This is a genomic window from Bradyrhizobium sp. P3_C3 (genome assembly GCF_056402655.1).
Genome location: NZ_JBFUGY010000013.1, coordinates 134,187 through 157,636, shown reverse-complemented (window position 1 = coordinate 157,636; position 23,450 = coordinate 134,187). Strand labels below are relative to the sequence as shown.

Below are 23,450 nucleotides of genomic sequence, written 5' to 3'. Positions count from 1 at the left end.
CGGCAGCACCACCACGCCAAACTTCTCGGCGAGACACATCGCGAAGATCAGGATCGGCGCCATGATCAGGATGACGCCGAGCGGCGACACTTTTCGCGCGGCCGCCCTGGTCGCCGCGCCGGCGGGCTGCGGATGCAGCGCCGGCGAGACGTCGGCCTCCACGCCCTCGACATGGCTCTCGTCGTGATGCGGCAGATGGCCGGTCCAGTAGTAGGACCACGAGACCTGGAGGAAGCGGAAGCACATCAGGCCCGAGCCGAGCGGGATCGCCAGATAGACGAACCACATCGGCGCTTCCAGGTCATTGGACTGCTGGCCGGTCTTGAACATCTCGGCGACGAAGGAGGCGCCGAAGGCCGCGATCATGCCCGTGAACAGCGCGCCGCACAGCAGCGAGAACAGGATCACGTGCTTGCGCGAATGTTCGGGCAGGCGGTTGACGAGCAGGTCGACGCCGACATGGATGCCGGTGCGCACGCCATAGGCCGCGCCGAACTTCGCCATCCAAATGAACATGTAGATGCAGAGTTCCTGCGCCCAAGACAGGTCGAGTTCGGACAGGAAGGTGAACACCGCCATCGACAGCGTCGCGAGCCAGCTCATCCCGTGCGCAGCCGCCCATCTGGAGAGGACGATCGATTCGCCTGCGCCGTAACGGTGCACCACGGCGATGAAGATCAAGCCGGTTGCAGCCGCGATGAGCGTCGCGATCAGCCATTCTTCGAGATGGTTGAGCGCCTGATTGAGCACGCGAAGCAAATCAAAGTCCCCCTATCGATGCGAAACGGCCGGAAGTGCGCACACTCCCGACCGTTCGTATTGTCCTTGCGGAAAACGCGTCAGTTCATCTTGACGTCGAGTTCCTTGGCGACGAGATCGAGCACCTCCTGCCCGACCCGACCCTTTGCCCATGTATAAGTCGGCCGCATTGCTTCCTGCCACGCCTTGCGGTCGGCGTCAGTCAGATAATGCAGCTTGGTCTTGCCCGCCTTCTTGATCTCGGCCAGCGCGTCCTCGTTCTCCTGGTGCGCGATCTGGTTGGTGTACTCGGTTGCATCCACCATCGCCTTCTCGACCTGGGTGCGGATGTCGGGCGGCAGGCTGGACCAGAATTTCGAGTTGACGATGACCGCATATTGCAGATGCGCGTGATAGGACACTGTGATGTCCTTCTGCACCTCGTAGAACTTCTGGGTCAGGTAGTTCGACGCGGTGTTCTCGCAGCCGTCGACCACGCCGGTTTGCAGCGCCTGGTAGACTTCGGAGAACGCCATGATCTGCGGGATCGAGCCCATCAGGCGGAAATACTGGTCGGCGATCTTCGATCCGGAGATGCGGAATTTCAGGCCCTTGAAATCCTCAGGCTTCATCAACGCGCGGTTCGACGACACCATGTGGAAACCGTTGTCCCAATAGGCGAGCCCCGTGATGCCCTTGGCTTCGAGCTTCTGGAACAACCACTTGCCGATCGTGCCCTTCATCGCGTTGGAATAGGTTTCGTCGTCCTTGAACAGCCAGGGCAGATCGAGCGCCTCGAATTCCTTGATGCCGAGCGGCGCGAATTTCGCGGTCGAAGGCGCCAGCATCTGCACCGAACCGAGCTGAAGCGCCTCGATCTCCTCCTTGTCCTTGTAGAGCGAGGAGTTCGGATAGACTTCGATCTTGACCTTGCCGTCGGTGTACTTCTCGGCGAGTTCCTTGAACTTCAGCGCGCCCTTGCCCTTCGGGGTGTCGTTGGCGACGACGTGGCTGAACTTGATGACGATCGGGCTCTGGGCCTGTGCCACCGCTGGGGTCACAAGAATAGCTGCGGCGGCGACCGCAAGAAGCAGCTTGCGCATGAAGTAACCTCCCAACAACCTCTAAAACCGGGTTCTTTTTGTTTTGCAGCCCGGTTTGCAGCCCAGTAGTGGCAGCAATCCACCACCCGAACAACTAGACCTAAGCCCAATTTGCCGCAGGCAAGCTAGCTTGATGGCTGTTGTCCGCGCAACCCGGGACCTGCTTCCAGTCCCGGGTTGCGAACGGTTTATGTCGCATTGCGGCAGTGCGATCAGCTCTTGCGCTGGGCGACCATGAACAGACGCCGGAACGGAAACAGCGTCTGCCCCGCCGCATTCTTCGGATAGGCCTTCGCCACCCGCTCGCCATAGGCGGCCTCGAACGCGGCCTTCTCGTCGCCCTGCAGGATGTCGAGATAGCGCGTCAGCCAGGTCCCCTTGGTCCATTCCTTCACGGGGTTGTCGCCTTCGAGCACCTGCAGATACTCGGTCTCCCAGATGTCGACGTTCTGGGAAAGCGGCGCCAGCAGATCATGATAGAAGGCCGGCCCTTCGACCGGCGGCGGGGTGACGAGATGCTCGACCTTTGACCGCCACGGACCGTTCAGCGCCGTCTCACCGATCAGCACATGCGATGGCGCGAGGAAGTTGCGCGGCATCTGCACCGCAAGCATGCCGCCGGGCGTCACCTTCGCCATGACTGACGGAAACAGCGCCGCATGATTGGGCAGCCAGTGCAGTGCGGCATTGGAATAGATCAAATCGTATTGCCTGGCGGGGCGCCAATGGCCGAGATCCTCGTGCGACCATTCCACATCCGGCGCCGCCTTGCGGCCCGCGGCCACCATCTCGGCCGAGCCCTCGACACCGGTCACGGTCGCGTCCGGCCAGCGTTCCTTGATCAGTTTTGTCACGTTGCCGGCCCCTGCCCCGAGATCGGCGATCGCGCGCGGGGCGAAATCCGGAATCCGCATCAACAGGTCGACGGCGGGCCGAAGCCGATGGCCGGAGAATTTCAGGTATTGCTGCGGATCCCAGACCATTGCTCAACGCCTTTTCTTTTTCGTGTTTCCTTCGTCGAGGCTCTTGGTTACCACTGCTCGTCCCGCTCAGGCAATTCGCGAAGCCCGCGGGACGGGCAGGAAACGAACGACAAGAAGCAAAAAGCAAACAAGAGAGCGTGTGACCATGGACCTCGGGCTCAAATCGAAAACCGCAGTCGTGACAGGGGCGAGCATCGGCATCGGCCGCGCCATCGCCAAGGGCCTGGCTGCCGAAGGCGTCCGCCTCGTCGGCGTGGCGCGGCGCACTGATCTCCTTGCCGAGCTGGTGAAGGAAGTCGGCTCCGGCCTGATCACGCCGTTCGAGCAGGACGTGATGGCCAAGGACGCCGCGGAGAACATCGCGGCCTTTGCGCAAAAGGAGCTCGGCCATGTCGACATCCTCATCAACAATGCCGGCGGCAGCCGCCCGCTGCCGGTCGATGCGACCGACAGCAAATGGGACGAGGCGATCGCGCTGAACTTCACCAGCTACCGCCGCATCGCGCATGCGCTGCTGCCGCAGATGATCGAACGCAAATGGGGCCGCATCGTCAACATCACCGGCAAGTCCGAGCCGGAAGGCCTCAACGCTGCGTTCGCCGCGAAGGCCGCCGTGCACGCCTGGGCCAAGGGCCTGTCGCGCGAGATCGGCGAGCACGGCATCACCATCAACTGCATCCCGCCCGGCCGCATCATGAGCGAGCAGATCCGCCGCAACTATCCGCCGGATTATCGCGAGCGCTTTGCCGAGGAAGAGATCCCGGTCGGCTATTGGGGCGAGCCGGAGGATCTCGCGGCGCTCGCGGTGTTTCTGGCCTCACCGGTGGCAAGGTACATCACGGGCACGGTGATCCCGGTGGATGGGGGGCTGCGGCGGTATCAGTTCTGAGGGCTTGCCCTGGCTTCGCATACAGTGCGCCCCGCCGCTCCGCTCCTGCGGGAATAGCGCGCGACGAACCCCATCGACAGCAACCAGAGAGGTCTCGATGATTGAGAGATACTCAGACCACGCGGCAAACGAGCGGACTTTTCTCGCCTGGGTCAGGACGGGCATCGCAATCATCGCGTTTGGCTTTGTCGTCGAGAAATTCAACCTCTTCGTCCGAACTATCGCTGAAGCCAACAGGACGGAGATCGGGTCCCGACTGCAATTCGATCGCTTCACGGGAGCGTTCAGTCACTATGACGGCCTCGCGCTGATCGCGATCGGGATCGCAATCATCGTGATTTCGCTCTTTCGCTTCATCAGGACTGGCCGAATGATTGACGATGCACAATCTCATTCCGCCGGCGGCATCAAGACAGAACTGGTGCTCGCCGTTGTGCTGGGCCTGATCGTTACAGCGATGACCGTCTATTTTGCGCTCTGACTTTGGACCTAGCGGTGGCGCCGGCTTCCATCGACAACGTCTGGAGATCGCTTTGCATCACCATACGGGTCTGGGCATCGAGAGCGCCGAACGGCTCGTCCATCAGGATCAAATCGGGGCCGACCTCGGTGTTGACTGACGTGATGTTGCGGCCGCGATGATAGACCGCATGTCTATACATATTCCAAGTTGCCGAAATGAGCAAGCCGAGGCCAATGGTGAGAATTTGGGCTTCGCGGGTTGAATGAAAGGCAGGGCCGGCTGCGGCATCGCCGCGGCGGCGCGTTGGGGTTGCGGCGTTCGCCGCACACTCGTCCACATCTACTGGCGTCGCCGCCGTCAATGACGCAGAGGCGGTCCCTTTAAGAAACACGCTCGGTCGGCGGCCGGGCTCTCTGGTCATGCATCAGTCGACGTGACTGCATTTCCTGCCGTCGACAACGCGCGTGGATGAGAGGCAAGCCGGATGATGTGCGGCGAGGCTGCTCCGCTATAGAGACTGTCGAGAATGGCGGAACGGTTCTTCAGGACCCCGCGCTGATTGATGTAGCCCTTGTCCGTTGTCTCGCCTGCCGCGAGCGACAGCGGCTGGATCTGGATGGCAACGGCCGATATCCGCGCGTTGGTCGCTGCCGCCAGGTTATGCTCGGTCAAGACCCGATGGACGTATGCGCGAACGCCGGAATCCAATGAAAGGGTGTCACCGGAATCCGCGCCTGTTGCGCCGTTAGCATGTCGCCTTGCACGGTCCGGATTGAGCCATACCAGCGCGACGAGAGAATCGCGGCCCTCGCCTCCGATGACCAGATCCTGCAGCACGCCGCCCATCCGGTTCAGGATGGCGGCACGCAGCTCGCCGACGAGCACCCACGTGCCTGTCATCATTTTGAAATTCTCCGAGAGACGCCCGGAAAACCTCAGGCCGCGGCAGAGATCGGCGGGATCGATGAACGAGACCGCGTCGCCTACCCGATAGAAGCCCTCTTCGTCGAATGCTGCTGCGGACAATTCGGGTAATCCGAGATAACCGGGCATGACGTTCGGGCCACGGACCCGCGCCTCGTAACCGTCCATCGCCGGAACCAGCTTGAGTTCGATGCCGGGTGCCGGCAAGCCGATCTCTCCCGGCGCTTCGCACGGTCGATAAGACACGCAGATGGTCGGCCCGGCTTCCGTGGCACCGTATCCGGCCAAAATCGGAACTCGCTCGCCGCGGACTTCGATTGCATATTCCTGAAGCGTTGCCATTACGGACGCCGGGATCGCCGCGCCCCCGAAAATCATTCTGTCGATGCGATGGAAGAACTTCCGCCTCAGGTCTGGATCCTCGCCGAGCGCGGCGCATAACAACGCGTAACCGGTTGGGACATTGAATGAGGCCGTCGGAGAAACGTCGTGCAGATTGGCGATTGTTCGATGAAACGCTTCGGGCGTCGGTCGGCCATCGTCGATATAGAGAGAGCCGCCGTTCTTCAGAATCCCATTCAGTATGACGTTGCAGCCCATGGTATGATGCCAGGGCAGCCATTCGATCTGAACCAGGGGCTGCGAGACCGGTGTGACCTGAGCGGCCATCTGCAGCACGCTCGACATCATGCGATGGGTATTGATCACTCCCTTGGGAGAGCCGGTCGATCCCGACGTGAACAGGATTCTGCCGACGGTCTCCGGTCCGAGTGCTGCGAACGCCGCCTCAAACGCGTGACCCGGTGTCGCGGCGGATAGCTCCGACAGCGGCGTGGTATCCGCCGCCTCTTCCGCCGTTATCCATTCGGCCTGCGCAAAGCCGGGAATGGCACGGGCTTGCACGAAGGGATCCGCCTTCTGGGCAAACACAAACTTCGGCGTGAGGACCTTCGCGATGTCTTCGATGCGGCTGAGGCCACCTGGCAGAAGACTGTAGCTTGGCGAGATCGGCGCAACCTGCAGACCGATCGACATCGCGGCGAACTGGATCACCGCATTCTCGATCGAATTGCCGGACAGGATGGCCAGCGTATCGCCCGCTGCGCCACCCCGATCAATCAGCGCCTGCCCGACCGAGCGCACTCGAGACCAGAATTCGCCATAGCTGATCGACTGCCATGCATTGTCGCGGGTTCGTTGCGCGAGAAAGACGCGGTCCGGCGTTTCCTGAGCCCAGTGGGGAAGGTATGCGCAAATCGTCCCGCTCACTCCAGCGAGCATAATCCGCGATCGCAATATCAGGGTGCCGTCATCCCTTCTCGTGACCTCGATGTCGGTCGGTGGTGAAGGCATAGAACAATATGGCGTGGAAGCAGAATGGTCGAGAGCAGGCTGCACAGGCTTTCTCCTTTCGATATCCGCGAAGGCCCGGCTGAGGCGGCGGCGATCGACGCAAACGATCTGTAGTCCTCACGCGCAATGAGGCTCCTGCAGAACGTCGGGAGGGCAATATCTCGATGCTACGTTGCGTGAGAATTTCATCTTCGCGAGGATCGCGTTGCATTTGCAATGTCGCTGATCCGGCGCCACGGACACCAGTGAGGGTTCCAATGGGGGATTCACGGGTGCCGAGAGTTCGCGCAAGACGTCCGCCCGTGAGTTCACGCGCGATGCCCGGAAGCAACCCCGCTGCTAAACGCGCTCGTCGGCTATGGACCAGTTGCCAGAGGCTGCGACCTATTCATGCAGCAGCGATTGCCAGTCCGGAGGCACCGCGCCGTCCGGCCCGGGCACCGGCTGGTCCAACGGATGCGCGTGCGGGCCTTGCAGCTTCGGGCCCGCGAAGGGCTGTCCCGTGCGATAGTCGTAAAACCACCGTTCGCCCGGCTCGAAGCTCGTGATGATCGGGTGACCCGTCGCCGCGTTATGCTTCGTTGCATGCTGATTGGGTGACGTATCACAGCAGCCGATGTGACCGCATTCGACACATCTGCGAAGATGAAACCACCATCCGCCAGCAGCCGAGCATTCCGCGCAACCCGTTCCGCTTGGCTTGGCCGCGAGGTTGATGCCATCCCTGTCAGACTTCATCGATCCACTCACTGAAAGTGATTGCGGTCATCGCAAATCTTCGCCGCCATCGCATTTTGCCAGTGTTTCGCCCGACGGGTCAACCTCGCGACATCAGGGAGCATCTCGCGGGAGAATTGGAGAGGCGTTCACACAAAGTTGCGGCGGCGATGCACAGGCGTGACGCGAGGCATCGTTCGGCGACGAAAAATCGGCGTATTCCAATCCCCAACAATCATTGCCCCGCTGCGGCCGCACCACAGACAGCGGAGGGACGAAACGTTCTGCCGATAGAAGCACCACAGGCCTTGGCTTTGCCAGTTCGTCACGGGAGACGTGCAACATGAACAAATGGGATCAAAAATCTCGAGGGCATCACGCCTGCCCCACCTGCTACGGCCCGCCCTCGTCGCGCCGCGGCTTCCTCGCTGGCGTCGGTGCGCTTGGCCTTGCCTCGGCCATCCCCGCCGTTGCGGTACACGGACAGGCCGGGCCGGCGCTGATCGATACTCACCTTCATTTCTATCCGCCTGAGTATCAAAAGCTCTGGCTTGGCTACGAAGACGCACGCAAGCAGCCGCACTTTCCCGGCCAGGTGGCCTGGACCCGCGAGAAGCTCGTCGAGGACATGGACCGCAATGGCATACGCACAGGCATCCTGTCGGTCGCCTCCACGCCAGGCGTGTGGTTCGACCTCGGGCCGGCGGAAGCCGGCCGGCTCGCGCGCGCCTGCAACGAGTACGCGGCGGACATGATGCGCGACCATCCGGGCCATTTCGGCCTGTTCGCGACCTTGTCGATGCAGGACGTCGATGCCACGCTCAGGGAGATCGAATATGCGTTCGACACGCTGAAGGCGGACGGGATCGGGCTGCAAAGCAGCTACGGCGACAAATGGCTCGGCAATGCCGCTTACAGGCCGGTGTTCGAGGAGCTGAACCGTCGCAAGGCGGTCGTTTATGTGCATCCGCTGGTCGCGAGTTGCTGTAGCGCGCTCAGTGTCGGCACGTTCCCGGCGGTGATCGAAGTCCCGCACGACACCACACGGACCGTGACGAGCCTTCTGCTCAGCGGCGCATTCGCCCGCCACCGCGACATCAGATGGCTATTCTCGCACGCCGGCGGCACGATACCGATGATGGCCGGGCGCATCAATTCATTCTATGGGGCGCGGCCCGACCTGAAGGAGTTTGCGCCGGACGGAATCGAAGGCGAACTACGCCGGCTTCACTACGACACCGCGAATGCGACTTTCGCGCCGTCCATGGCCGCGCTGCTCAAGCTCGTGCCCGCCTCGCAGATCACCTATGGCAGCGACTATCCGTACTTCAGCCTTGGCCAGTTCGCGCAGTTGCAGAAGCTTGGCCTCTCGACAGACGATCTCGATGCGATCGGCCATCAGAACGCGACACGTCTCGTTCCCCGGCTGCAGGGTTAGAGGATCATCCCGAAAAGCGTGGAGCGGGCTTCGGAGCCCGATCGGCCTGCGAAATCATGCTTCATTGCGCGATCGTTTTTGCCGGATCGGCCCATGACTGCGGCGCCGGAGGCATGGTGCCATAGACGCTGATACGGCCTGCTTCGCAGTGAAGGAATGTTGTGGCGACCGCGTCGGAATACAATCGCGCCGAGGTCGGGCTCAGCCGATCAGCCGACAACAGCGCACCCGTCGCGACCAAAGCGGACGACAATGCGTTGAACAGCCCCTGAGAGGCAATCGGATCGAACGCCATCGCCGCATCGCCCACTGCAATCCAACCTTCGCCCGCGGCCTCCGAGAGGAGGCAAGCCGACGCGTCCACGCTGAGCAGCGCATCTCCAGCCGGTGTGCCGGATCTGCGAATGCGCCAAGTCTGCACACGCCCTCGCGGCCCACTGATGCGGTAAGACCAGGTCGGTCCATCGCTGCTGTATTCGAGCCACGATGCGGAACCGGCCGTCGCGCCGTCAGCCGCATCCTCGACCAGTTCGGCGACCATGCGATCCCGGGCGGCCACGCGCGCGCCCCGGCGCCGCGCAATCGCGGCGGCGCGCCCCGTTGCATCGACAACGATCTCCGCAAGGACGAGCTTCGCCCGAGCGCTATCACTCGCACGACAGATAACGCCGCGGTCCGGCGTGACGCCGATTGCGCGCAGCCCGCAAAACGTAACCCCGACAGCGACAGCCTCGTCGCGAAGGCGCTCGTCGAAACGGACGCGATCGACCACATAGCCGACGCGGCTGGGATGACGCAGAAAGTCCTCGTAGTCCGACGCGCCCGAACGGTGTGTTCGCCGAATCCCGAGACAGGCTCGGGCGATCGCCGGATCGTCGAGCAGATGTTCAAGTCCTACCGCCGCGACAGTGACGAGCGAGGCCGGGGCAAGGAGCTCAAGCCGCGTCGTCGGCGTGACGCCGGAATCTGCGACAATAACCGTGCGGCCCCTAAGGGCCAGCAGGCGTGCGGCGGTCAAGCCGGCAGGCCCGGCGCCGACCACGAGACAGTCGGTGCGCAGCACGTCCAAGGTCAGATCTCGCCCGGGCGATAGGTCCGCTTCGGCGGTGGAGCCGTCTTGCGTGCGCCGCGCCGCTGCGCCAGGCCTGCTGTCGTCTGCGGCAAGAAAAGGCTCTCCATGTCTTCGACCGCGTGGTACTTCGGATCGGCCGTGACATCGATCGGCCCGTTGTTGTCGCGGCGTCCCTGCTCGACCCGCAGATCCTGCACCGGCAGAGCTGCAGGCGCGTTCTTCACCGGCAACACCATGCCGAGCTCGGACCATTCCGCAATCATGTTCGACAGGCGGTCATAGTAATCGTTGCCGCGGATGTCGCGCAACCAGTCGACCCGGTTCATCAGGTGCTTGAAGGTCTGCTGTTGCGTCGCCTGGCCGAGAGGCGCGATGGYGGCCGCACGCAGATAGTTTCCGTCTGCCAGAACCTGATCCGGGGCACGCGGTCCCCAGAACGTCGGCATCGACAGGAACGTCGACGGGAAGTAGTCGGCCGCCGAATTGCACGAGGTATGATCGGTCTGCCAGGGCACGCCGAGGAAACGGGTGAGGCAGCCGGCGGCAACACCGTCGTGTGGGCCGTTCGCGCCGGTGCAGACCGCCGGCGTGAGAGTGCCCCCGAAGTCCTGCCGCGCTGGTTGCTCGCCGGCCAGGACCTTCAGCCGATACGCCGATGCCCACATCAGCGGAATCCGCATCACCCATGTCATCTCCATCGCGGGATGGAATGGGCCGCCGAGACAATCGTGCAAGGATGCGCGCTCGAGATGCATGACCTGGACCTCGGGAGCCAGGGCAGAGAAGTCGTGCGGCTGCGCCGGCTGGTGCGACGGCCCGTCGGCGTCGAATGTTCCAGCAGCCCAGCGCTTGAGATGCGCGTACTGGGTCTTCGTCACGGCAAGCAGCGAATTCGAGGGCTTCGGCGGACCTTCGAAGAATTGGTCGACCGCATCGCCGAACACCTGCGCTATCTGATCTTCGATCAGTGCGCCGCCCGCGCCTGGATCGCGAAACAACGCCAGCACGGCCGTGCGCCACGCCGCATTCGCAGCAGACGCGTCGTTGAGCTTGGCGAGGACTTGCGCATTCTGCGCGTCGAGCGGCGAGCCAAAGCCATGAACGACGAAGAGCCCGTGGTTGACCCATTGCAGTCCGGTCAGGCGCTGAAAGATCGGTTGCACGTCGTTGACGAACGAGGTCTTGACCGGTCGTGGAATCCAGCTCTTGTCGTAGAACACCTCCCGCACCACGTCGTCCATCGTGACGAGACCGAACAGCCCCGGCGCGTAATTCGGCGGCGTAACGCAGACATAGCCGGGCTCCGCATCGATCGGTGCATGCCCCGCAAATATCACTTGCGCCCGCACCGGCCCGTCGCTGACGTCATCGTGCCAACCTGGATTGTTGGCGAAAGTCAGGGGCCGGGTCCCTTTGCGGAAAGGCCGCGAAACTCCATTGCCGCCGAGGAAGATCAGCCGCCCCTCGTCATCGGTACGAAGCTCGCCGAGATAGACCGGCGAAGCCCAGAACGCGCCATCGTCCAGCCTGATCGGGCCAGCCCCCTGCCCCGCGATGCTTCGCGGGGTTGGCGTGATGTCGAGCTTCCACCTGGCGTCTGGCAAAACCAGCTCGCGATTTCGCTGCAACGCGCTCTGGCTCAGCGGGCCGAGGTCCATTGCCTGGTTGAACTCGTACCAGCCGGCCTTGAGGTTTGCGATGCAGACGCGCCACTCGATCTTCGCGGATGCAGCGGTCACCTCCTGCACGCTGCCGTCCTTCATGTGGGCGTAGATGCGGAAGCGTGCGGCTTGCCGCTTGATCTCGCCGTTCGCGGTGCGAAAGTCCCCGACAAAGCGAGCCGGCTGCTCCGGCGTCGTGCCGGGCAAGCTCGGCGCACCGCCGATCGTCTCGGGGCCGATGACGTAGTCGTCGGCGCCTTGCGCGTTGCCAACGCGGGCGACGCCGATGGGCGGATAGACTTTCAACGCTGCAATTGCGTTTGGATCGATCATCGTCTGACCTCGATATCAAAAGGGATTGTCCAAAAACGGAGGCGTCGCACGAGACCTGCCGCGAGACCATCAGCGCGGATGCTCCGGCTCGTCGATCGGCTGTCCGTTCAGGCTGCGCCTCAGGGCGGCGGACTTCTCGCCGGCCTCGATCCGCCGCCTCTGGAATTTGTCGATGAACGAGGGGCGGATGTCCTCGATCGGCTCGAACTCCGAACGTGGTGGCGCGGTGCTCTGCGGAGCAGCTGCCGCGCCGAGCCCACGCGACTGAAAGCGATGCAGCATCGAACGTCCTCCGCGCAAATAATTCGCCGCAGAACTTGCTGTGCGGGGGCCTTTCGCGACCGGCTCCGACAACAGGCTATGTCAACCGCGCTGCGTCCAAATGACCGATCCGAAGGGTTGGCTTTGTTCAATTATAGCGAGTAGTATAGTATCAATGTAGACCTAAAGTCCACGCGACAAAGCGAAGCTCGCGTTACGGGTCATCAAAGCCGGAACAACACCATGTGCATGATGTGCGTGCATCGCGGCTCGGGCGTTCCCAGACTCAAACCTCGCAAGCGCCGCCCGCTCGGCCTTGCTCAGCCGCAGACCGGCGTGCAGGTGCGCGGCGTCGAGATCGTCCAGTGCGTTCAGGACGTGACGAATTCGGTGCCGCTGGTCGCCGATAAGGCGACGCTCGTTCGCCTCTATCTTGAACCGACTTCGGTGTCGCAGCCCGGTCAGATCACCGCGGAAATTGCGTGGAGCCGGAGCGGCGGAGGCGACACGTTCGTCCCGGCCCTCAACTCGCTTCGGGTGGACCCGGGCTCGCCCTTCAGTCTCCGCGAGCAGCGGGAAGACATCGACAAGAGCCTGAACTTCCGCCTGCCGGCCGCGGCCATCGGCGCGGGCACACTCAGCTTGCGCATCAGCCGCATCTTTCAGCCCGGAGGCGGCGACCTTCCGGCGGCGGCGTTCAACATCGCGCCCGTCACATTCACGGCGGCGCCGCCGCTGCGCATCCGGGTGATCGGTCTTCGATACAAGGCCGGCACGACGACCGTCACCCCCGCGGCGGTCCACTTTTCGTATCTCAGGTCGTTTCTCAACCGCGCCTATCCTGTCGCCGCGCTCGAATGGTCCCACATGGTGGTGGACGCGGATTTTGCCGCGCCGTTCGACGACTCGACGGTCGATCTCGCCAATGCCCAGATCGCCGCGCTGCGAAGCCGCGAGGTGAGCAGCGGCGTCGACCCGCGCACGCACTATTACGGTCTCGTCGACGATAACGCGTCCAACAACTTCATGCGAGGAAAGGCGTTCGCCATTCCGGGCACGCCCCAGCCGGACACCGTCGCTTCCGGACCCGCGGGCGTGCCGAACGGCTTTGCCGGCGATCGCGACGCGTCATACGCCGACTGGTACGGTGCTCACGAACTCGGACATACGTTCGGCCGGTTTCATCCGGGATTTCCCCCCGCCGCGCAGGACGCGAGCGATCCGACATTCCCTTATGAGAACGGCTGTATCAGCAAGCCGGATAACAAATATGTCGGTGTCGACACCGGGGATCACGAACTCGGCTTGCCGGCCGCTGCGTTGCCGGGGCTCACATATCACGACGTGATGACCTATGCAGACAACCAGTGGCTATCGGCGTACACTTACCAGGCGATAATGACCCGGCTTTTGGAAGAGGACGCCCTCGGTCCGCCGGTCGCCTAGGAGGATCCGATGAAGACCGAAATCAAGACCGGATCATTCGTTCACGTCGTCGCCACCATCAACAAGGCCGCTGGTGACGGCAAGATCATGTATGTGAACCCGTCGGTCTCCACCATCGCGTCGGACGCCGCCACCGACAAGGATGTGGAACTCGTGGCTTACGACGGCACCGGCAAGGAAGTCTACCGTGAGCCAGTCGTGATCCGCCGGTCATCTGCTGAACCCGACCGGCCGAACGAAGTCGGTCTGATTCAGGCGGACCTTCCGCGGGTGAGCGGCATGAAGTCGGTAAGCCTCCAGCTCAAGGGGAAGGAGATCAGCCGGTACGAGGCCGGGGCGGCACCTCCCGGGCCGACCGCAGGCGCCACCTTCGGACTTGAGCTCGCCGGGGCTGCGGCAGCCAGCCGGCGACCATTGAGGATCGACCAGCTCGGCGGTTTGCAGCCCGTCGCCGGCGTGACCTACTCGGTCCAGGTCAAGCCGGACAACAAGTCGACGTGGGACACGATCGCTGTGAGTCGCCCCACCCCCGAGGTGGACGTCGATCGCAATCAGTTCGCCGGCGCCAAACGTGCCGCGGTACGCGTGTTGCGGACGACCGGATTCGACGAAGAAATCATCGCGGAAGATACGGTCGACTTGAAGTAGTCGCCCGCCACGAGCCTGCGCGTGCTTACCGACGGCATCGCACATTGATCCCGTCGAGGTCCAGGCCGGATACGCCGTCGACGCTTGATCTGGATCAAACCCGCCGCGGCATTGCCATCCCGGAATGGGTACGGCCGCGCAGAAAGCGCCGCCCGTAAGCCAAGGAGATGATCGATCATGACATCCTCGAATTCCCTGCGTACCTTCGTTCTCGCCGGAGCCGGCGCCCTGCTATCAGGCACAATCGCTCAGGCCGGGCCGATCCCGACGCATCTTTCGACGATGAAATCGATGGTCGATCAGACCACCACCGAAGTGCGCTGGGTCGGCGGCTGGCGCGGCGGCGGCTACGGCTATCGCGGCGTCGGCTGGGGCTACCGCGGCGGCTGGGGTTATCGCGGCTACGGCTATCGCGGCCTCGGTTACGGTGTGGTCGCCGGCGCGGTCGTCGGCGGCGCAATCGCGCGGAGCGCCTATTACGGCGGCTATGGCGGGTACTACGGTGGCTACTCTGGCGGTTATCCCGCCTATGGCTACGGCTACCCGGCCGCATCGTATTACGGTTACGGCGGCGGCAACTACGGCTATGGCTATGGCGGCGACAATTGCCCGCCCACCGGCGCCTACTGGGCCTACTAGCGGGAAACGTATTCGCCGCTTCGGAGGATGGCTCGCCACGGGCCGCCATTCTCCGATGAGCCAATTCACCCCTGTGCCGGCGGGCGAGTGCACCTCATCCCTCGCCCGCCGGCGGGACGACATACAGCGTCAGCGCGAACACCGCGTAGATGAAGATCATCAGGGCGCCGACGAACCATGCCGAGCGTCCACTGGTGGTGATGAAGGTCGCCGTGACTGTTGCGATCATCACCATGGTGACGGCGCCAGGCCAGAACTGAAGGTTCATTGGCGTCGGTCCCACGACATAGCTGAGCAGCACGAGCGCGGGTGCAACGAACAGCGCGATCTGGGAGGCGCTGCCGAGCGCAATGCTGACGACCATGTCGAGGCGGTCCTTGCGCGCAGCGGCAAGGGCAACTGCAAATTCGGCAGCGGCGCCAACCAGCGAAACGATGATGAACCCGACGAAAGCCGGACTCATGCCGAAGGTTTCCGCCGCCTTCTGCACCGATTCCACGAAGATCTCGCTCACCAGCGCCACCAGCACGGTGACGGCCAGCAGGGTTCCAACGGCTAGCCCGATCGGCCAGTGCGCTTCCTCCTGCTCGCCGTGATCGGCGCTTGCGAACAATTCCTTGTGCGTCCCGAGCGAGAACCACAGGCCAAGCGCGTAAGCCGCGATCAGCAGGACTGAAATGCCGACGCTAAGCTTGTGAATGACGCCTCCGTCCTGCGGCAGATGCTCGAGGTCGGCGACCGCCGATGGCGCCAGCAGGGCGACCGTTGCCATCAGCAACAGGCCGGACGACAGCCGCGCGCCGGCACGATTGTACTCCTGCACATGATAGCGCAGGCCGCCGAGCAGCAGGCAGGCGCCGAGCATGAATGTCGCGTTGGTGACGATCGCGCCGGCAATCGAGGCCTTCACCAGCATGTACTCGCCTGCCCGCAGCGCCGTGATGGCGATGATCAGCTCCGTCAGATTGCCGAGCGTTGCGTTGAGCAGTCCACCCACGGCATCGCCGGTTCTGGCGGCGACCGCTTCGGTGGCGTGGCTGAGCAGCGCCGCCAGCGGCACGATCGCAAGCACGGCGAGCACGAACAGCAGCGTGTGGGAATGCGGGGCGACCGCCTCCGCCACCAGCACGATGGGCACGAAGACCAGCATCCAGAGCAGAGGTGTATCCCGGATTTCCCTGAGCAGGGTTGTCATATGGGCCGCCCTTTCCATGGATGCGTTGATGGAAAGGTCCGGCGGCGCCGCGGGGTGAGTCTTGATCTGGCTCAAGCGGGCCAGAGGAGACGGGCCACTGGACGTCAGGAAGCGGACGTCGCGCATGATGAGAATGCGCCCTTGTCCCCGACCGCTGGCACGATAGCATCATGCCAGTGTTTTGCCAGACGGGTCAACGTGACCACCGTCACGAAGGTCGTCGCGACGCGCTCCGAAAATCCCTTATCGATCAAGGAGCCTTCTACTGTGCATGGGGTTGTTTTTCGAGTTTTGTGTTGGCCCCCAAAAAAATCGCAGGCATCCGCGACGATGGCTCACTCCGCCTGCAAGATCTCCGCGATCGCAGCACCTGCCGCGATCGTGCCGAGCTTGCCGCCGACGTCGCGCGTCGCCCTGCCCTCGCCGATCGCCTTCGCCACCGCGGCTTCGATCGCACGCGCGGCTTCCTCATAGCGGACGGCGCCGGTCTTCTCGCCATGCCAGGCCAGCAGCAACGCGGTCGACAGGATCAGCGAGACCGGATTGGCGACGTCCTGCCCCGCGATGTCAGGCGCCGAGCCGTGTGCAGCCTGCGCCATCGCATAGCGGTCGCCGACATTGAGCGAGCCGCCGAGGCCGAGGCTGCCGGAGAGCTCGGCCGTGAGATCGGACAGGATGTCGCCGAACATGTTGGTGGCGACGATGACGTCGAAGCGATCGGGGTTGCGCACGACATGCGCCATCATGGCGTCGACCAGGATGTCGTCGACTTCGAGGCCGGGATAGCCCTTCGCCGCCGCGCGGCAGATGTCGAGGAACATGCCGTCGCCGATCTTGAGCACATTGGCCTTGTGCACGATGGTCAGATGTCTTCGCCGCTTCATTGCCAGGCGGCAGGCGGCGTGTGCGATGCGCTCGCAGCAAAGGCGCGTGATCCGGCGCAACGAGATCACGACGTCAGGCGTGACCAGCATCTCGCCATTGCCCTGCTCCATGTTGCGGTCGGCGTAAAACCCTTCGGTGTTCTCGCGCACGACGACGAGGTCGAACTCGCCGAGCCGGCCGGGCCGCCCCGCATAGGTGCGCGCTGGCCGGACATTGGCGTAGAGGTCGAGGCTCTTGCGAAAGTGCCTGGACGGGTTGATCTCGCCATGGGTCTCGTCCTTGAAGTCGAAGGTTGCGGTCGGGCCCAGGATCAGGCCGTCGGCGGCGCGGACGATGTCGAGCAGTTCGGGGCGCACCGTCGTGCCTGATAGCTTCAGGCTCGCATGCCCGACCGCGTGCTCCTCGAGGCGCAGATTGAGCTGGAATCGCTCGGAGGCCGCGCGCAGCACGCCCGATGTCGCGGTCGTGATCTCCGGTCCGATGCCGTCACCGGGCAGAACGACGATTTGCATGGTGATCCCCCAAGATTGCAGCAGTTCGCACGATCATACGCTAGCCGCCGGCCGCATCGCCTGACCTTCGCGCATACACAGCATGCAAGCATATGCCTGTGGAAGCGGCCTTCGGCGTAGTACATGCCAAAAGTCCCCTTTCACCACGCCGCCGGAGCAACGCGCCAGGCAATGACAATCACGTTACCTGCCGCCGCGCGCGAGCCCGACCATCCCATTGCCGACGGACTTCCGGCCACGCAGCGGCGCTGGGCGATCGCCGCCATCTTCACCGCGCTGGCGATGGCCTCCCTCGACACCGCGATCGCGAATATCGCGCTGCCAGCCATTGCCGCCGATTTGCACGTCACGCCGGAGCAATCGGTCTGGGTGGTCAACGTCTACCAGATCGCGCTGGTGGCCACTTTGCTGCCGCTCGGTGCGCTCGGCGAGATCGTCGGGCACCAGCGCATCTATCTCGGCGGCCTGATCCTGTTCACCATCGCCTCGCTGTTCTGTGCGGTGGCGTGGTCGCTGGACAGCCTGCTGGTCGCGCGCACGCTGCAGGGCCTGGGGGCCAGCGGCATCATGAGCGTCAATACGGCGCTGGTGCGCTTCGTCTATCCAGGCCGGATGCTCGGCCGCGGTTTTGGCCACAATGCGCTCGTGGTCGCAACCGCCTTCACCTTCGGTCCATCGATCGCCTCTGCCATCCTCGCAGTCGGCCCGTGGCCGTGGCTGTTCGCTGTCAACATTCCCTTCGGCCTCGTCGCGATCGGGATCGGCTTTGCAATGCTGCCGAAGACGCCGCGCGCCGATCACGGCTTTGATTTTCTCGGCGCGGTCCTTGCGTCCGCCTGCCTCGGCCTGTTCATCACGGGCATCGGCAGCGCCGCGCACAATCTGTCGCCTGTCGTCGTGGGAATCGAGCTGATCACGGCCCTCGCACTCGGCTTCATCCTGACGCGCCGGCATGCCGACCATCCCGCGCCGATGCTGCCGATCGACCTGTTCAGCCGGCCGATGTTCGCGCTGTCGGCGGCGACCGCGGTGTGCTCGTTCGCCGTGCAGGGCCTCGCCTTCGTCTCGCTGCCGTTCTATTTCGAGGACGTGCTCGGGCGTTCGCAGGTCGAGACCGGCTTCTTCATGACGCCCTGGCCGCTGGTGGTCGGCATCATGGCGCCGATCGCGGGGCGCCTGTCCGACCGGCATGCGGTCGGCCTGCTCGGCGGCATCGGGCTCGTGCTGCTCGGCCTCGGCATGGCATTGCTCGCGATGCTTCCGTCCAATCCTGCCATCCCCGACATCATCTGGCGGATGGTGATCTGCGGCATGGGGTTCGGCTTCTTCCAGGCGCCGAACATGAAGGCCGTGATGTCGAGCGCGCCGCCGCACCGCAGCGGCAGCGCCTCCGGCATCGTCGCCACCGCGCGGCTGACAGGGCAAACGACGGGAGCCGCACTCGCGGCGCTGTGCTTTGCGCTGGCCGGTCACGATGGCGCGACCGTCGCTCTGGGGCTCGGCGCCGGCTTCGCCGCGCTCGGCAGCGTGATGAGCTTCCTGCGGCTGGCGGTGAAGTAAGCCTTCAGGCCAGGTGCCGGGCTGCGGTGGTGTCGAGCGTCGCAGCGGTCGGGATGACTGTCTCGTCATCGAGCGCAGCGAGGCGCCCGTCGATGGCTTCGATGACCTTGCGCGAGAACGGCCCGAGATGCGCATAGGCGGCAATCATCTGCACCGCGATCCGTGCCGATGACGTGTCGCGCTTGGCGCAGTTCATGAAGGTCTGCCACAGCGGCCCGCGCGCTTCGGGAAGGGCGGTGACAACGCGGTGCACCGTCTCCATCGCCCCGACCCGCGAGCGGATGTCGCCCTCGGCGAGCTCGGGGCGCTGCCTGGATCGGTCGAGCAGCGTCATCAGGCGGTCGACGCGTCCTGCGTAGGCGGCGGGGCTGTAGATGTGCTCCAGCACCCGCTTGTAGTCCGTCAGGATGTCGCGCAACGGGCGGACCGGATCGAAGTTGATGCCGTCCGTGCACTGATCGGCGCCGATGGTCGGCGCCAGATCGTGGCCCGGATGCAGCCGGCCTTCACGCTCGAGTCGGCGCGTGAGCTGCGTGTTCGGCAACGCATAGAGCAGGCCGACCATGGCGACGGGAATCGCGGCCTCCTCGATGAAATCGATCATCGCTTCCGCCATCGAGACCTTCTCGGTGTCGAAGCCGACGATGAAACCCGCGGTGACGAGCATGCCGGCGGCATAGATCTTGTGGATGCTCTCGGCGATGTTGCGCCGCGTGTTCTGCTTCTTCCGCATTGCGACCAGCGTTGCAGGGTCCGGACTTTCGATGCCAACGAAGATGCCGAAGAAATTGGCCGCGCCCATCAGCTCCAATAGCTCGGGATCGTCGGCCAGGTTGACCGAGGCCTCGGTGGACAATTCGAAGGGATAGCCGTGCGCGCGCTGCCATTCGGCGAGCTGGGGCAGGAACTGCCGCAGCGACTTCTTGTTGCCGATGAAATTGTCGTCGACGAAGTCGAGATGGCCGCGGTAGCCCATCCGGTAGAGCGTCTCGAGCTCGACGAACATCTGCTCGACCGTCTTGGTGCGCGGCACACGGCCGTAGAGCTCGATGATGTCGCAGAACTCGCAGGTGAACGGACAGCCGCGCGAATACTGCACACCGAGGTAGAGATAGTCCTCGAACTTCAGGAGATCGAAGCGTGGCACCGGCGTCTTTGTCACGTCGGCCTGGAATTTCGGCGCAGTGAAGACGCCGGAGCGGGCCCCGCTTTCCCAGGCCGCGATGAACTCGTCGATGACGCTCTCGGCCTCGCCGAGCACCCGGAAGTCGGCCTTCTCGTAGATGTGCGGGCTGGAGGTGGGATCGGGTCCGCCGACGACCACCGGCTTGCCGGCGGCGCGGCAGAGTTCGATCAGGCGCAGCGTATCGGCCTGCTGCGGCAGCATGCCGCCGGTGAACACGACGTCGGCCCAGGTGAGATCCTCGTCACCAAGGGGCTGGGTGTTGCAGTCGATCAGCCGGACCGTCCAGTCCTTCGGCAGCATCGCGGCCACCGTGATCAGGCCGAGGGGGGCCGCGGGTCGCTTCACACCCATCAGCTCGCAGGATTCGCCAAAGCTCCAGAACGACTCCGCCAAGAACAGCGGATAGAGCATCAATACGTTGCAGCGCTGCGGTACGTTCATGGAATCCCTTTTTGCTTCGTCCCAGTGTACCAGAGCGCGTTCGTCTTGCACCCCGGTAAAAAGGACAAACTGTCGCCGCAATGGGAACTGCCCGGAACGCGCCGGGCGTCGTTCCGAGCCACCTCTTGGCGCCGGGAGAGGCTCATCCGGCCGCTTGGACGGCGATTTCGGCGGCAACACCGCGCTCCCGACATTCTTCCCCGCGCATGCCAGCCTCGCTGTTGGCCACCCCTCGGACTATTGATTTGAACAGTTCCAATTTGCCAGACACATTGTTCCCTGAGTCCGATCGGTGGATTGGGCCAATCAGGGGACTTGCGATGGCAAACCTAACAATCAACGGAAAAACCTTCACGCTCGACGTCGAGCCGGATACGCCGCTGCTCTGGGCGATCCGTGAGAATGCCGGCCTGACCGGCACCAAATATGGCTGCGGCATTGCGCAATGCGGCGCCTGCACCGTTCACATGGACGGCGTCGCCATCCGTTCCTGCGGGATTTCGGTCAGCGAGGCCGAAGGCAAGAAGATCACCACGATCGAGGGGCTCGCGTCCGGCGACACGCTGCACAAGGTGCAGGCAGCCTGGATCGCCAAGGACGTTCCGCAATGTGGCTATTGCCAGAGCGGCATGATCATGGCGGTGGCCGCACTCCTCGCCGAAAAGCCGAAGCCGACCGACGCCGATATCGACGAGGCCATCACCAATATCTGCCGCTGCGGCACCTTCCAGCAGGTGCGCGAAGCGATCCACACGATCGCCAGCGCCTGAGGAGCCGCCCCATGAACAAGCATGTTTCTCCCAAGATGAACCGTCGCGCCTTCGTCATCGGCACCGCCGCTGTCGGCACCGGCCTCGCCATCGGGCTCGATCTCCCCTTCGGCGGCCCCGCCGTGGTCCGCGCGGCCGACGGCTCGCCGGAAGTCAACGCCTGGGTCGTGGTCAGGCCCGATGACACCGTCGTGATCCGCATCGCCCGCTCCGAGATGGGCCAGGGCTCGCTCACCGGCCTCGCCCAGCTGGTCGCCGAGGAACTCGAATGCGACTGGTCGAAGGTCACGACCGAATATCCGACCCCCGGCCAGAGCGTCGCCCGTAAGCGCGTCTGGGGTGATTTCTCGACCGGCGGCAGCCGCGGCATCCGCAGCTCGCAAGACTATGTCCGCAAGGGCGGCGCCACCGCGCGCGTGATGCTGATCGAGGCCGCCGCGAATGAGTGGAAGGTGCCGGCCTCCGAATGCACCGTCGCCAAGGGGGTCGTCACCCACAAGGCGTCGGGCAAGACGACAACTTACGGCAAGGTCGCCGAAGCTGCCGCCAAGCTGACGCCGCCGGCCGACGTCAAGCTCAAGGATCCCAAGGACTGGACCATCGCAGGCAAGGGCCTGCTGCGGCTCGACACCGCCGACAAGACCACCGGCACGATGACCTACGGTATCGACGTCAAGCTGCCGGGCATGCTGAACGCCGCAATCAAGGACTGCCCGGTGTTTGGCGGCAAGCTGAAGAGCTATGACGAAGCCAAGATCACCGGCATGAAAGGCGTCAAGAAGGTCGTCAAGGTCGGCGATACCGCGGTTGCGGTCGTTGCCGACACCTGGTGGCACGCCAAGACCGCGCTGGAAGCGCTGCCGATCGTCTGGGACGAGGGCGAGAATGCCAAGGTCTCCAGCGAGTCGATCGCGAAGTGGCTGGCTGAGGGCCTCGACGACGCGCAGCCGGCCTATGTCGGCAACAAGAACGGCGACGTCAAAGCCGCGATTGCCGGCGCAGCGAAGAAGGTCGAAGCCGTCTACAACTACCCCTACCAGAACCACGCCACGATGGAGCCGATGAACGCCACCGCGCTCTACACGGCCGACAAATGCGAGGTCTGGTGCGGCACGCAGAACGGCGAAGCCGTCTTCGCGGCGGTGCTGGAGGCCTCCGGCCTGCCGGCGGAGAAGTGCGACATGTACAAGGTGATGCCCGGCGGCGGCTTCGGCCGGCGCGGCCAGACCGACTACGTCCGTCAGGCGGTCATGATCGCCAAGCAGATGCCGGGCGTGCCGATCAAGCTGTTGTGGTCGCGCGAAGAGGACATGGCGCACGGCAGGTATCACCCGATCACCCAGTGCAAGATGACCGGCGCGTTCGACGCCAACAACAATCTGGTCGCGCTGCACTACCGCCTGTCCGGGCAGTCAATCCTGTTCTCGCTGCGCCCCGAAGCGCTGCAGAACGGCATGGATCCGGCCGCATTCCAGGGCGTCGCCCAGTCCGGCGAAGCCGCGTTCGGCTATTCGGTGCCGAACCTCCTGATCGAGCATGCGATGCGCAACCCGCACGTTCCACCCGGCTTCTGGCGCGGCGTGAACGTCAATCACAACGCGATCTACATGGAATGCTTCATGGACGAGCTGGCCCAGGCCGCAGGTCAGGACCCGCTCGAATTCCGCCGCAAGCTGATGGGCAACCATCCCAAGCATCTGGCGGTGCTCAATGCCGTGGCCGAGAAGATCGGCTGGGACAAGCCGGCACCGCAGGGCGTCTATCGCGGCATCGCGCAGGTCATGGGCTATGGCAGCTATGTCGCCGGCGCCGCCGAAATCTCGGTGACCGACGGCAACAAGATCAAGGTGCATCGCATCGTCGCCTCCACCGATCCCGGCTACGTCGTCAATCCAGCGCAGGTGGAGCGGCAGATCGCCGGCTCCTTCGTCTATGGCCTCTCCGCGCTGTTCTACGGCGGCTGCACCGTCAAGGACGGCAAGATCGAGCAAACCAACTTCGACACCTACAACTCGATGCGCATCAACGAGATGCCGAAGGTGGAATCGGTGATGGTGCCGAGCGGCGGGTTCTGGGGCGGCGTCGGCGAGCCGACCATCGGCGTCGCGGCGCCGGCGGTGCTCAACGCCTATTTCGCGGCGACGGGCAAGCGCATCCGCTCGGTGCCGCTGCGCGACCAGAACATCACCTTCGCCTGAGAAACGCCGCGGCGGCTGCAACGGCCGCCGCGGCA

The 23,450-nt window shown here is 64.0% G+C and carries 20 protein-coding genes and 1 pseudogene; 9 read left to right on the top strand and 12 right to left on the bottom strand.

The features are described 5' to 3' along the window. Positions 1 to 231: 231 nt before the first annotated feature. From AC1DW2_RS16995 to AC1DW2_RS16985, 3 genes and pseudogenes are all read right to left on the bottom strand, one after another. Positions 232 to 579: pseudogene (locus AC1DW2_RS16995) on the bottom strand (TRAP transporter small permease); the annotation flags it as partial. Positions 580 to 839: 260 nt separating this feature from the next. Continuing rightward, the gene (locus tag AC1DW2_RS16990; protein ID WP_477006663.1) at positions 840 to 1,841 is read right to left on the bottom strand and encodes a DctP family TRAP transporter solute-binding subunit; all 1,002 of its coding nucleotides are present in this window, start codon (positions 1,839 to 1,841) and stop codon (positions 840 to 842) included. A 212-nt stretch (positions 1,842 to 2,053) separates the two neighbouring features. Beyond that, on the bottom strand, positions 2,054 to 2,824 hold the full coding sequence (locus AC1DW2_RS16985) for a methyltransferase domain-containing protein (protein WP_477006662.1): 771 nt from the start codon (positions 2,822 to 2,824) through the stop codon (positions 2,054 to 2,056). A gap of 145 nt (positions 2,825 to 2,969) precedes the next feature. On the opposite strand from AC1DW2_RS16985, the gene AC1DW2_RS16980 reads away from it, so the two are divergent. Beyond that, positions 2,970 to 3,713: an SDR family NAD(P)-dependent oxidoreductase gene (locus AC1DW2_RS16980; protein WP_477006783.1), complete on the top strand. Its 744-nt coding sequence runs from the start codon at positions 2,970 to 2,972 to the stop codon at positions 3,711 to 3,713. A 97-nt stretch (positions 3,714 to 3,810) separates the two neighbouring features. After that, on the top strand, positions 3,811 to 4,194 hold the full coding sequence (locus tag AC1DW2_RS16975; RefSeq protein WP_028150113.1) for a YidH family protein: 384 nt from the start codon (positions 3,811 to 3,813) through the stop codon (positions 4,192 to 4,194). On the opposite strand, the gene AC1DW2_RS16970 is transcribed toward AC1DW2_RS16975, so the two are convergent. The 3 genes from AC1DW2_RS16970 to AC1DW2_RS16960 all read right to left on the bottom strand — a co-directional run bounded on the left by AC1DW2_RS16970 (position 4,163) and on the right by AC1DW2_RS16960 (position 7,191). Further along, positions 4,163 to 4,597, bottom strand: a complete 435-nt coding sequence (locus tag AC1DW2_RS16970) for a hypothetical protein (protein ID WP_477006661.1) — start codon at positions 4,595 to 4,597, stop codon at positions 4,163 to 4,165. The genes AC1DW2_RS16975 and AC1DW2_RS16970 overlap by 32 nt on opposite strands. After that, complete coding sequence (locus AC1DW2_RS16965) at positions 4,594 to 6,369, bottom strand: AMP-binding protein (protein ID WP_477006660.1); 1,776 nt, start codon at positions 6,367 to 6,369, stop codon at positions 4,594 to 4,596. Before AC1DW2_RS16965 ends, AC1DW2_RS16970 begins: the two co-directional genes overlap by 4 nt. Positions 6,370 to 6,837: 468 nt before the next feature. Beyond that, complete coding sequence (locus AC1DW2_RS16960) at positions 6,838 to 7,191, bottom strand: UBP-type zinc finger domain-containing protein (RefSeq protein WP_085404475.1); 354 nt, start codon at positions 7,189 to 7,191, stop codon at positions 6,838 to 6,840. Between the two features lie 322 nt (positions 7,192 to 7,513). Between AC1DW2_RS16960 and AC1DW2_RS16955 the strand changes: the two genes are divergently transcribed. Next, positions 7,514 to 8,608: an amidohydrolase family protein gene (locus tag AC1DW2_RS16955; protein WP_477006659.1), complete on the top strand. Its 1,095-nt coding sequence runs from the start codon at positions 7,514 to 7,516 to the stop codon at positions 8,606 to 8,608. Positions 8,609 to 8,669: 61 nt separating this feature from the next. On the opposite strand, the gene AC1DW2_RS16950 is transcribed toward AC1DW2_RS16955, so the two are convergent. The 3 genes from AC1DW2_RS16950 to AC1DW2_RS16940 all read right to left on the bottom strand — a co-directional run bounded on the left by AC1DW2_RS16950 (position 8,670) and on the right by AC1DW2_RS16940 (position 11,956). Beyond that, a complete protein-coding gene (locus AC1DW2_RS16950; RefSeq protein WP_477006782.1) occupies positions 8,670 to 9,671 on the bottom strand; it encodes an NAD(P)/FAD-dependent oxidoreductase in 1,002 nt (333 codons plus the stop codon). Positions 9,672 to 9,679: 8 nt separating this feature from the next. Then, the gene (locus AC1DW2_RS16945) at positions 9,680 to 11,674 is read right to left on the bottom strand and encodes a LodA/GoxA family CTQ-dependent oxidase (RefSeq protein WP_477006658.1); all 1,995 of its coding nucleotides are present in this window, start codon (positions 11,672 to 11,674) and stop codon (positions 9,680 to 9,682) included. Positions 11,675 to 11,743: 69 nt separating this feature from the next. Then, complete coding sequence (locus tag AC1DW2_RS16940; protein WP_477006657.1) at positions 11,744 to 11,956, bottom strand: hypothetical protein; 213 nt, start codon at positions 11,954 to 11,956, stop codon at positions 11,744 to 11,746. Between the two features lie 222 nt (positions 11,957 to 12,178). Between AC1DW2_RS16940 and AC1DW2_RS16935 the strand changes: the two genes are divergently transcribed. The 3 genes from AC1DW2_RS16935 (at position 12,179) to AC1DW2_RS16925 (ending at position 14,668) form a co-directional block, all read left to right on the top strand. Further along, positions 12,179 to 13,381: a hypothetical protein gene (locus AC1DW2_RS16935; protein WP_477006656.1), complete on the top strand. Its 1,203-nt coding sequence runs from the start codon at positions 12,179 to 12,181 to the stop codon at positions 13,379 to 13,381. A gap of 9 nt (positions 13,382 to 13,390) precedes the next feature. Then, positions 13,391 to 14,029, top strand: coding sequence for a hypothetical protein (locus AC1DW2_RS16930; RefSeq protein ID WP_477006655.1), 639 nt, complete (start codon positions 13,391 to 13,393; stop codon positions 14,027 to 14,029). Positions 14,030 to 14,206: 177 nt separating this feature from the next. Beyond that, complete coding sequence (locus tag AC1DW2_RS16925; protein ID WP_477006654.1) at positions 14,207 to 14,668, top strand: hypothetical protein; 462 nt, start codon at positions 14,207 to 14,209, stop codon at positions 14,666 to 14,668. Between the two features lie 94 nt (positions 14,669 to 14,762). Here the strand turns inward: AC1DW2_RS16925 and cax are convergent, their stop codons facing one another. Together cax and AC1DW2_RS16915 are read right to left on the bottom strand one after the other, a co-directional pair. Further along, positions 14,763 to 15,863: a calcium/proton exchanger gene (gene cax, locus AC1DW2_RS16920; protein ID WP_071915984.1), complete on the bottom strand. Its 1,101-nt coding sequence runs from the start codon at positions 15,861 to 15,863 to the stop codon at positions 14,763 to 14,765. Between the two features lie 335 nt (positions 15,864 to 16,198). Next, positions 16,199 to 17,260, bottom strand: coding sequence for an isocitrate/isopropylmalate dehydrogenase family protein (locus AC1DW2_RS16915; RefSeq protein ID WP_477006653.1), 1,062 nt, complete (start codon positions 17,258 to 17,260; stop codon positions 16,199 to 16,201). Between the two features lie 171 nt (positions 17,261 to 17,431). Between AC1DW2_RS16915 and AC1DW2_RS16910 the strand changes: the two genes are divergently transcribed. Further along, entirely contained in the window at positions 17,432 to 18,820 is a 1,389-nt protein-coding gene (locus AC1DW2_RS16910) for an MFS transporter (RefSeq protein ID WP_477006652.1), read from the top strand. 4 nt (positions 18,821 to 18,824) lie between these two features. On the opposite strand, the gene AC1DW2_RS16905 is transcribed toward AC1DW2_RS16910, so the two are convergent. Next, positions 18,825 to 20,447, bottom strand: coding sequence for a B12-binding domain-containing radical SAM protein (locus tag AC1DW2_RS16905; protein ID WP_071915987.1), 1,623 nt, complete (start codon positions 20,445 to 20,447; stop codon positions 18,825 to 18,827). A gap of 320 nt (positions 20,448 to 20,767) precedes the next feature. Between AC1DW2_RS16905 and AC1DW2_RS16900 the strand changes: the two genes are divergently transcribed. Both AC1DW2_RS16900 and AC1DW2_RS16895 read left to right on the top strand, forming a co-directional pair. After that, positions 20,768 to 21,217: a (2Fe-2S)-binding protein gene (locus AC1DW2_RS16900; RefSeq protein WP_028156974.1), complete on the top strand. Its 450-nt coding sequence runs from the start codon at positions 20,768 to 20,770 to the stop codon at positions 21,215 to 21,217. An 11-nt stretch (positions 21,218 to 21,228) separates the two neighbouring features. Then, positions 21,229 to 23,415 carry a xanthine dehydrogenase family protein molybdopterin-binding subunit gene (locus tag AC1DW2_RS16895; protein ID WP_477006651.1) on the top strand — a complete coding sequence of 729 codons (2,187 nt, stop codon included), beginning with the start codon at positions 21,229 to 21,231 and terminating at the stop codon, positions 23,413 to 23,415. Positions 23,416 to 23,450 lie beyond the last annotated feature (35 nt).

Coding starts and splice junctions, on each gene's coding strand:
- AC1DW2_RS16970 (WP_477006661.1), bottom strand. CDS start 4,597: ATGACCAGAGAGCCCGGCCGCCGACCGAGCGTGTTTCTTAAAGGGACC.
- AC1DW2_RS16910 (WP_477006652.1), top strand. CDS start 17,432: ATGACAATCACGTTACCTGCCGCCGCGCGCGAGCCCGACCATCCCATT.
- AC1DW2_RS16905 (WP_071915987.1), bottom strand. CDS start 20,447: ATGAACGTACCGCAGCGCTGCAACGTATTGATGCTCTATCCGCTGTTC.
- AC1DW2_RS16900 (WP_028156974.1), top strand. CDS start 20,768: ATGGCAAACCTAACAATCAACGGAAAAACCTTCACGCTCGACGTCGAG.
- AC1DW2_RS16985 (WP_477006662.1), bottom strand. CDS start 2,824: ATGGTCTGGGATCCGCAGCAATACCTGAAATTCTCCGGCCATCGGCTT.
- AC1DW2_RS16960 (WP_085404475.1), bottom strand. CDS start 7,191: ATGAAGTCTGACAGGGATGGCATCAACCTCGCGGCCAAGCCAAGCGGA.
- AC1DW2_RS16980 (WP_477006783.1), top strand. CDS start 2,970: ATGGACCTCGGGCTCAAATCGAAAACCGCAGTCGTGACAGGGGCGAGC.
- AC1DW2_RS16935 (WP_477006656.1), top strand. CDS start 12,179: ATGTGCATGATGTGCGTGCATCGCGGCTCGGGCGTTCCCAGACTCAAA.
- cax (WP_071915984.1), bottom strand. CDS start 15,863: ATGACAACCCTGCTCAGGGAAATCCGGGATACACCTCTGCTCTGGATG.
- AC1DW2_RS16940 (WP_477006657.1), bottom strand. CDS start 11,956: ATGCTGCATCGCTTTCAGTCGCGTGGGCTCGGCGCGGCAGCTGCTCCG.
- AC1DW2_RS16975 (WP_028150113.1), top strand. CDS start 3,811: ATGATTGAGAGATACTCAGACCACGCGGCAAACGAGCGGACTTTTCTC.
- AC1DW2_RS16895 (WP_477006651.1), top strand. CDS start 21,229: ATGAACAAGCATGTTTCTCCCAAGATGAACCGTCGCGCCTTCGTCATC.
- AC1DW2_RS16990 (WP_477006663.1), bottom strand. CDS start 1,841: ATGCGCAAGCTGCTTCTTGCGGTCGCCGCCGCAGCTATTCTTGTGACC.
- AC1DW2_RS16930 (WP_477006655.1), top strand. CDS start 13,391: ATGAAGACCGAAATCAAGACCGGATCATTCGTTCACGTCGTCGCCACC.
- AC1DW2_RS16915 (WP_477006653.1), bottom strand. CDS start 17,260: ATGCAAATCGTCGTTCTGCCCGGTGACGGCATCGGACCGGAGATCACG.
- AC1DW2_RS16925 (WP_477006654.1), top strand. CDS start 14,207: ATGACATCCTCGAATTCCCTGCGTACCTTCGTTCTCGCCGGAGCCGGC.
- AC1DW2_RS16955 (WP_477006659.1), top strand. CDS start 7,514: ATGAACAAATGGGATCAAAAATCTCGAGGGCATCACGCCTGCCCCACC.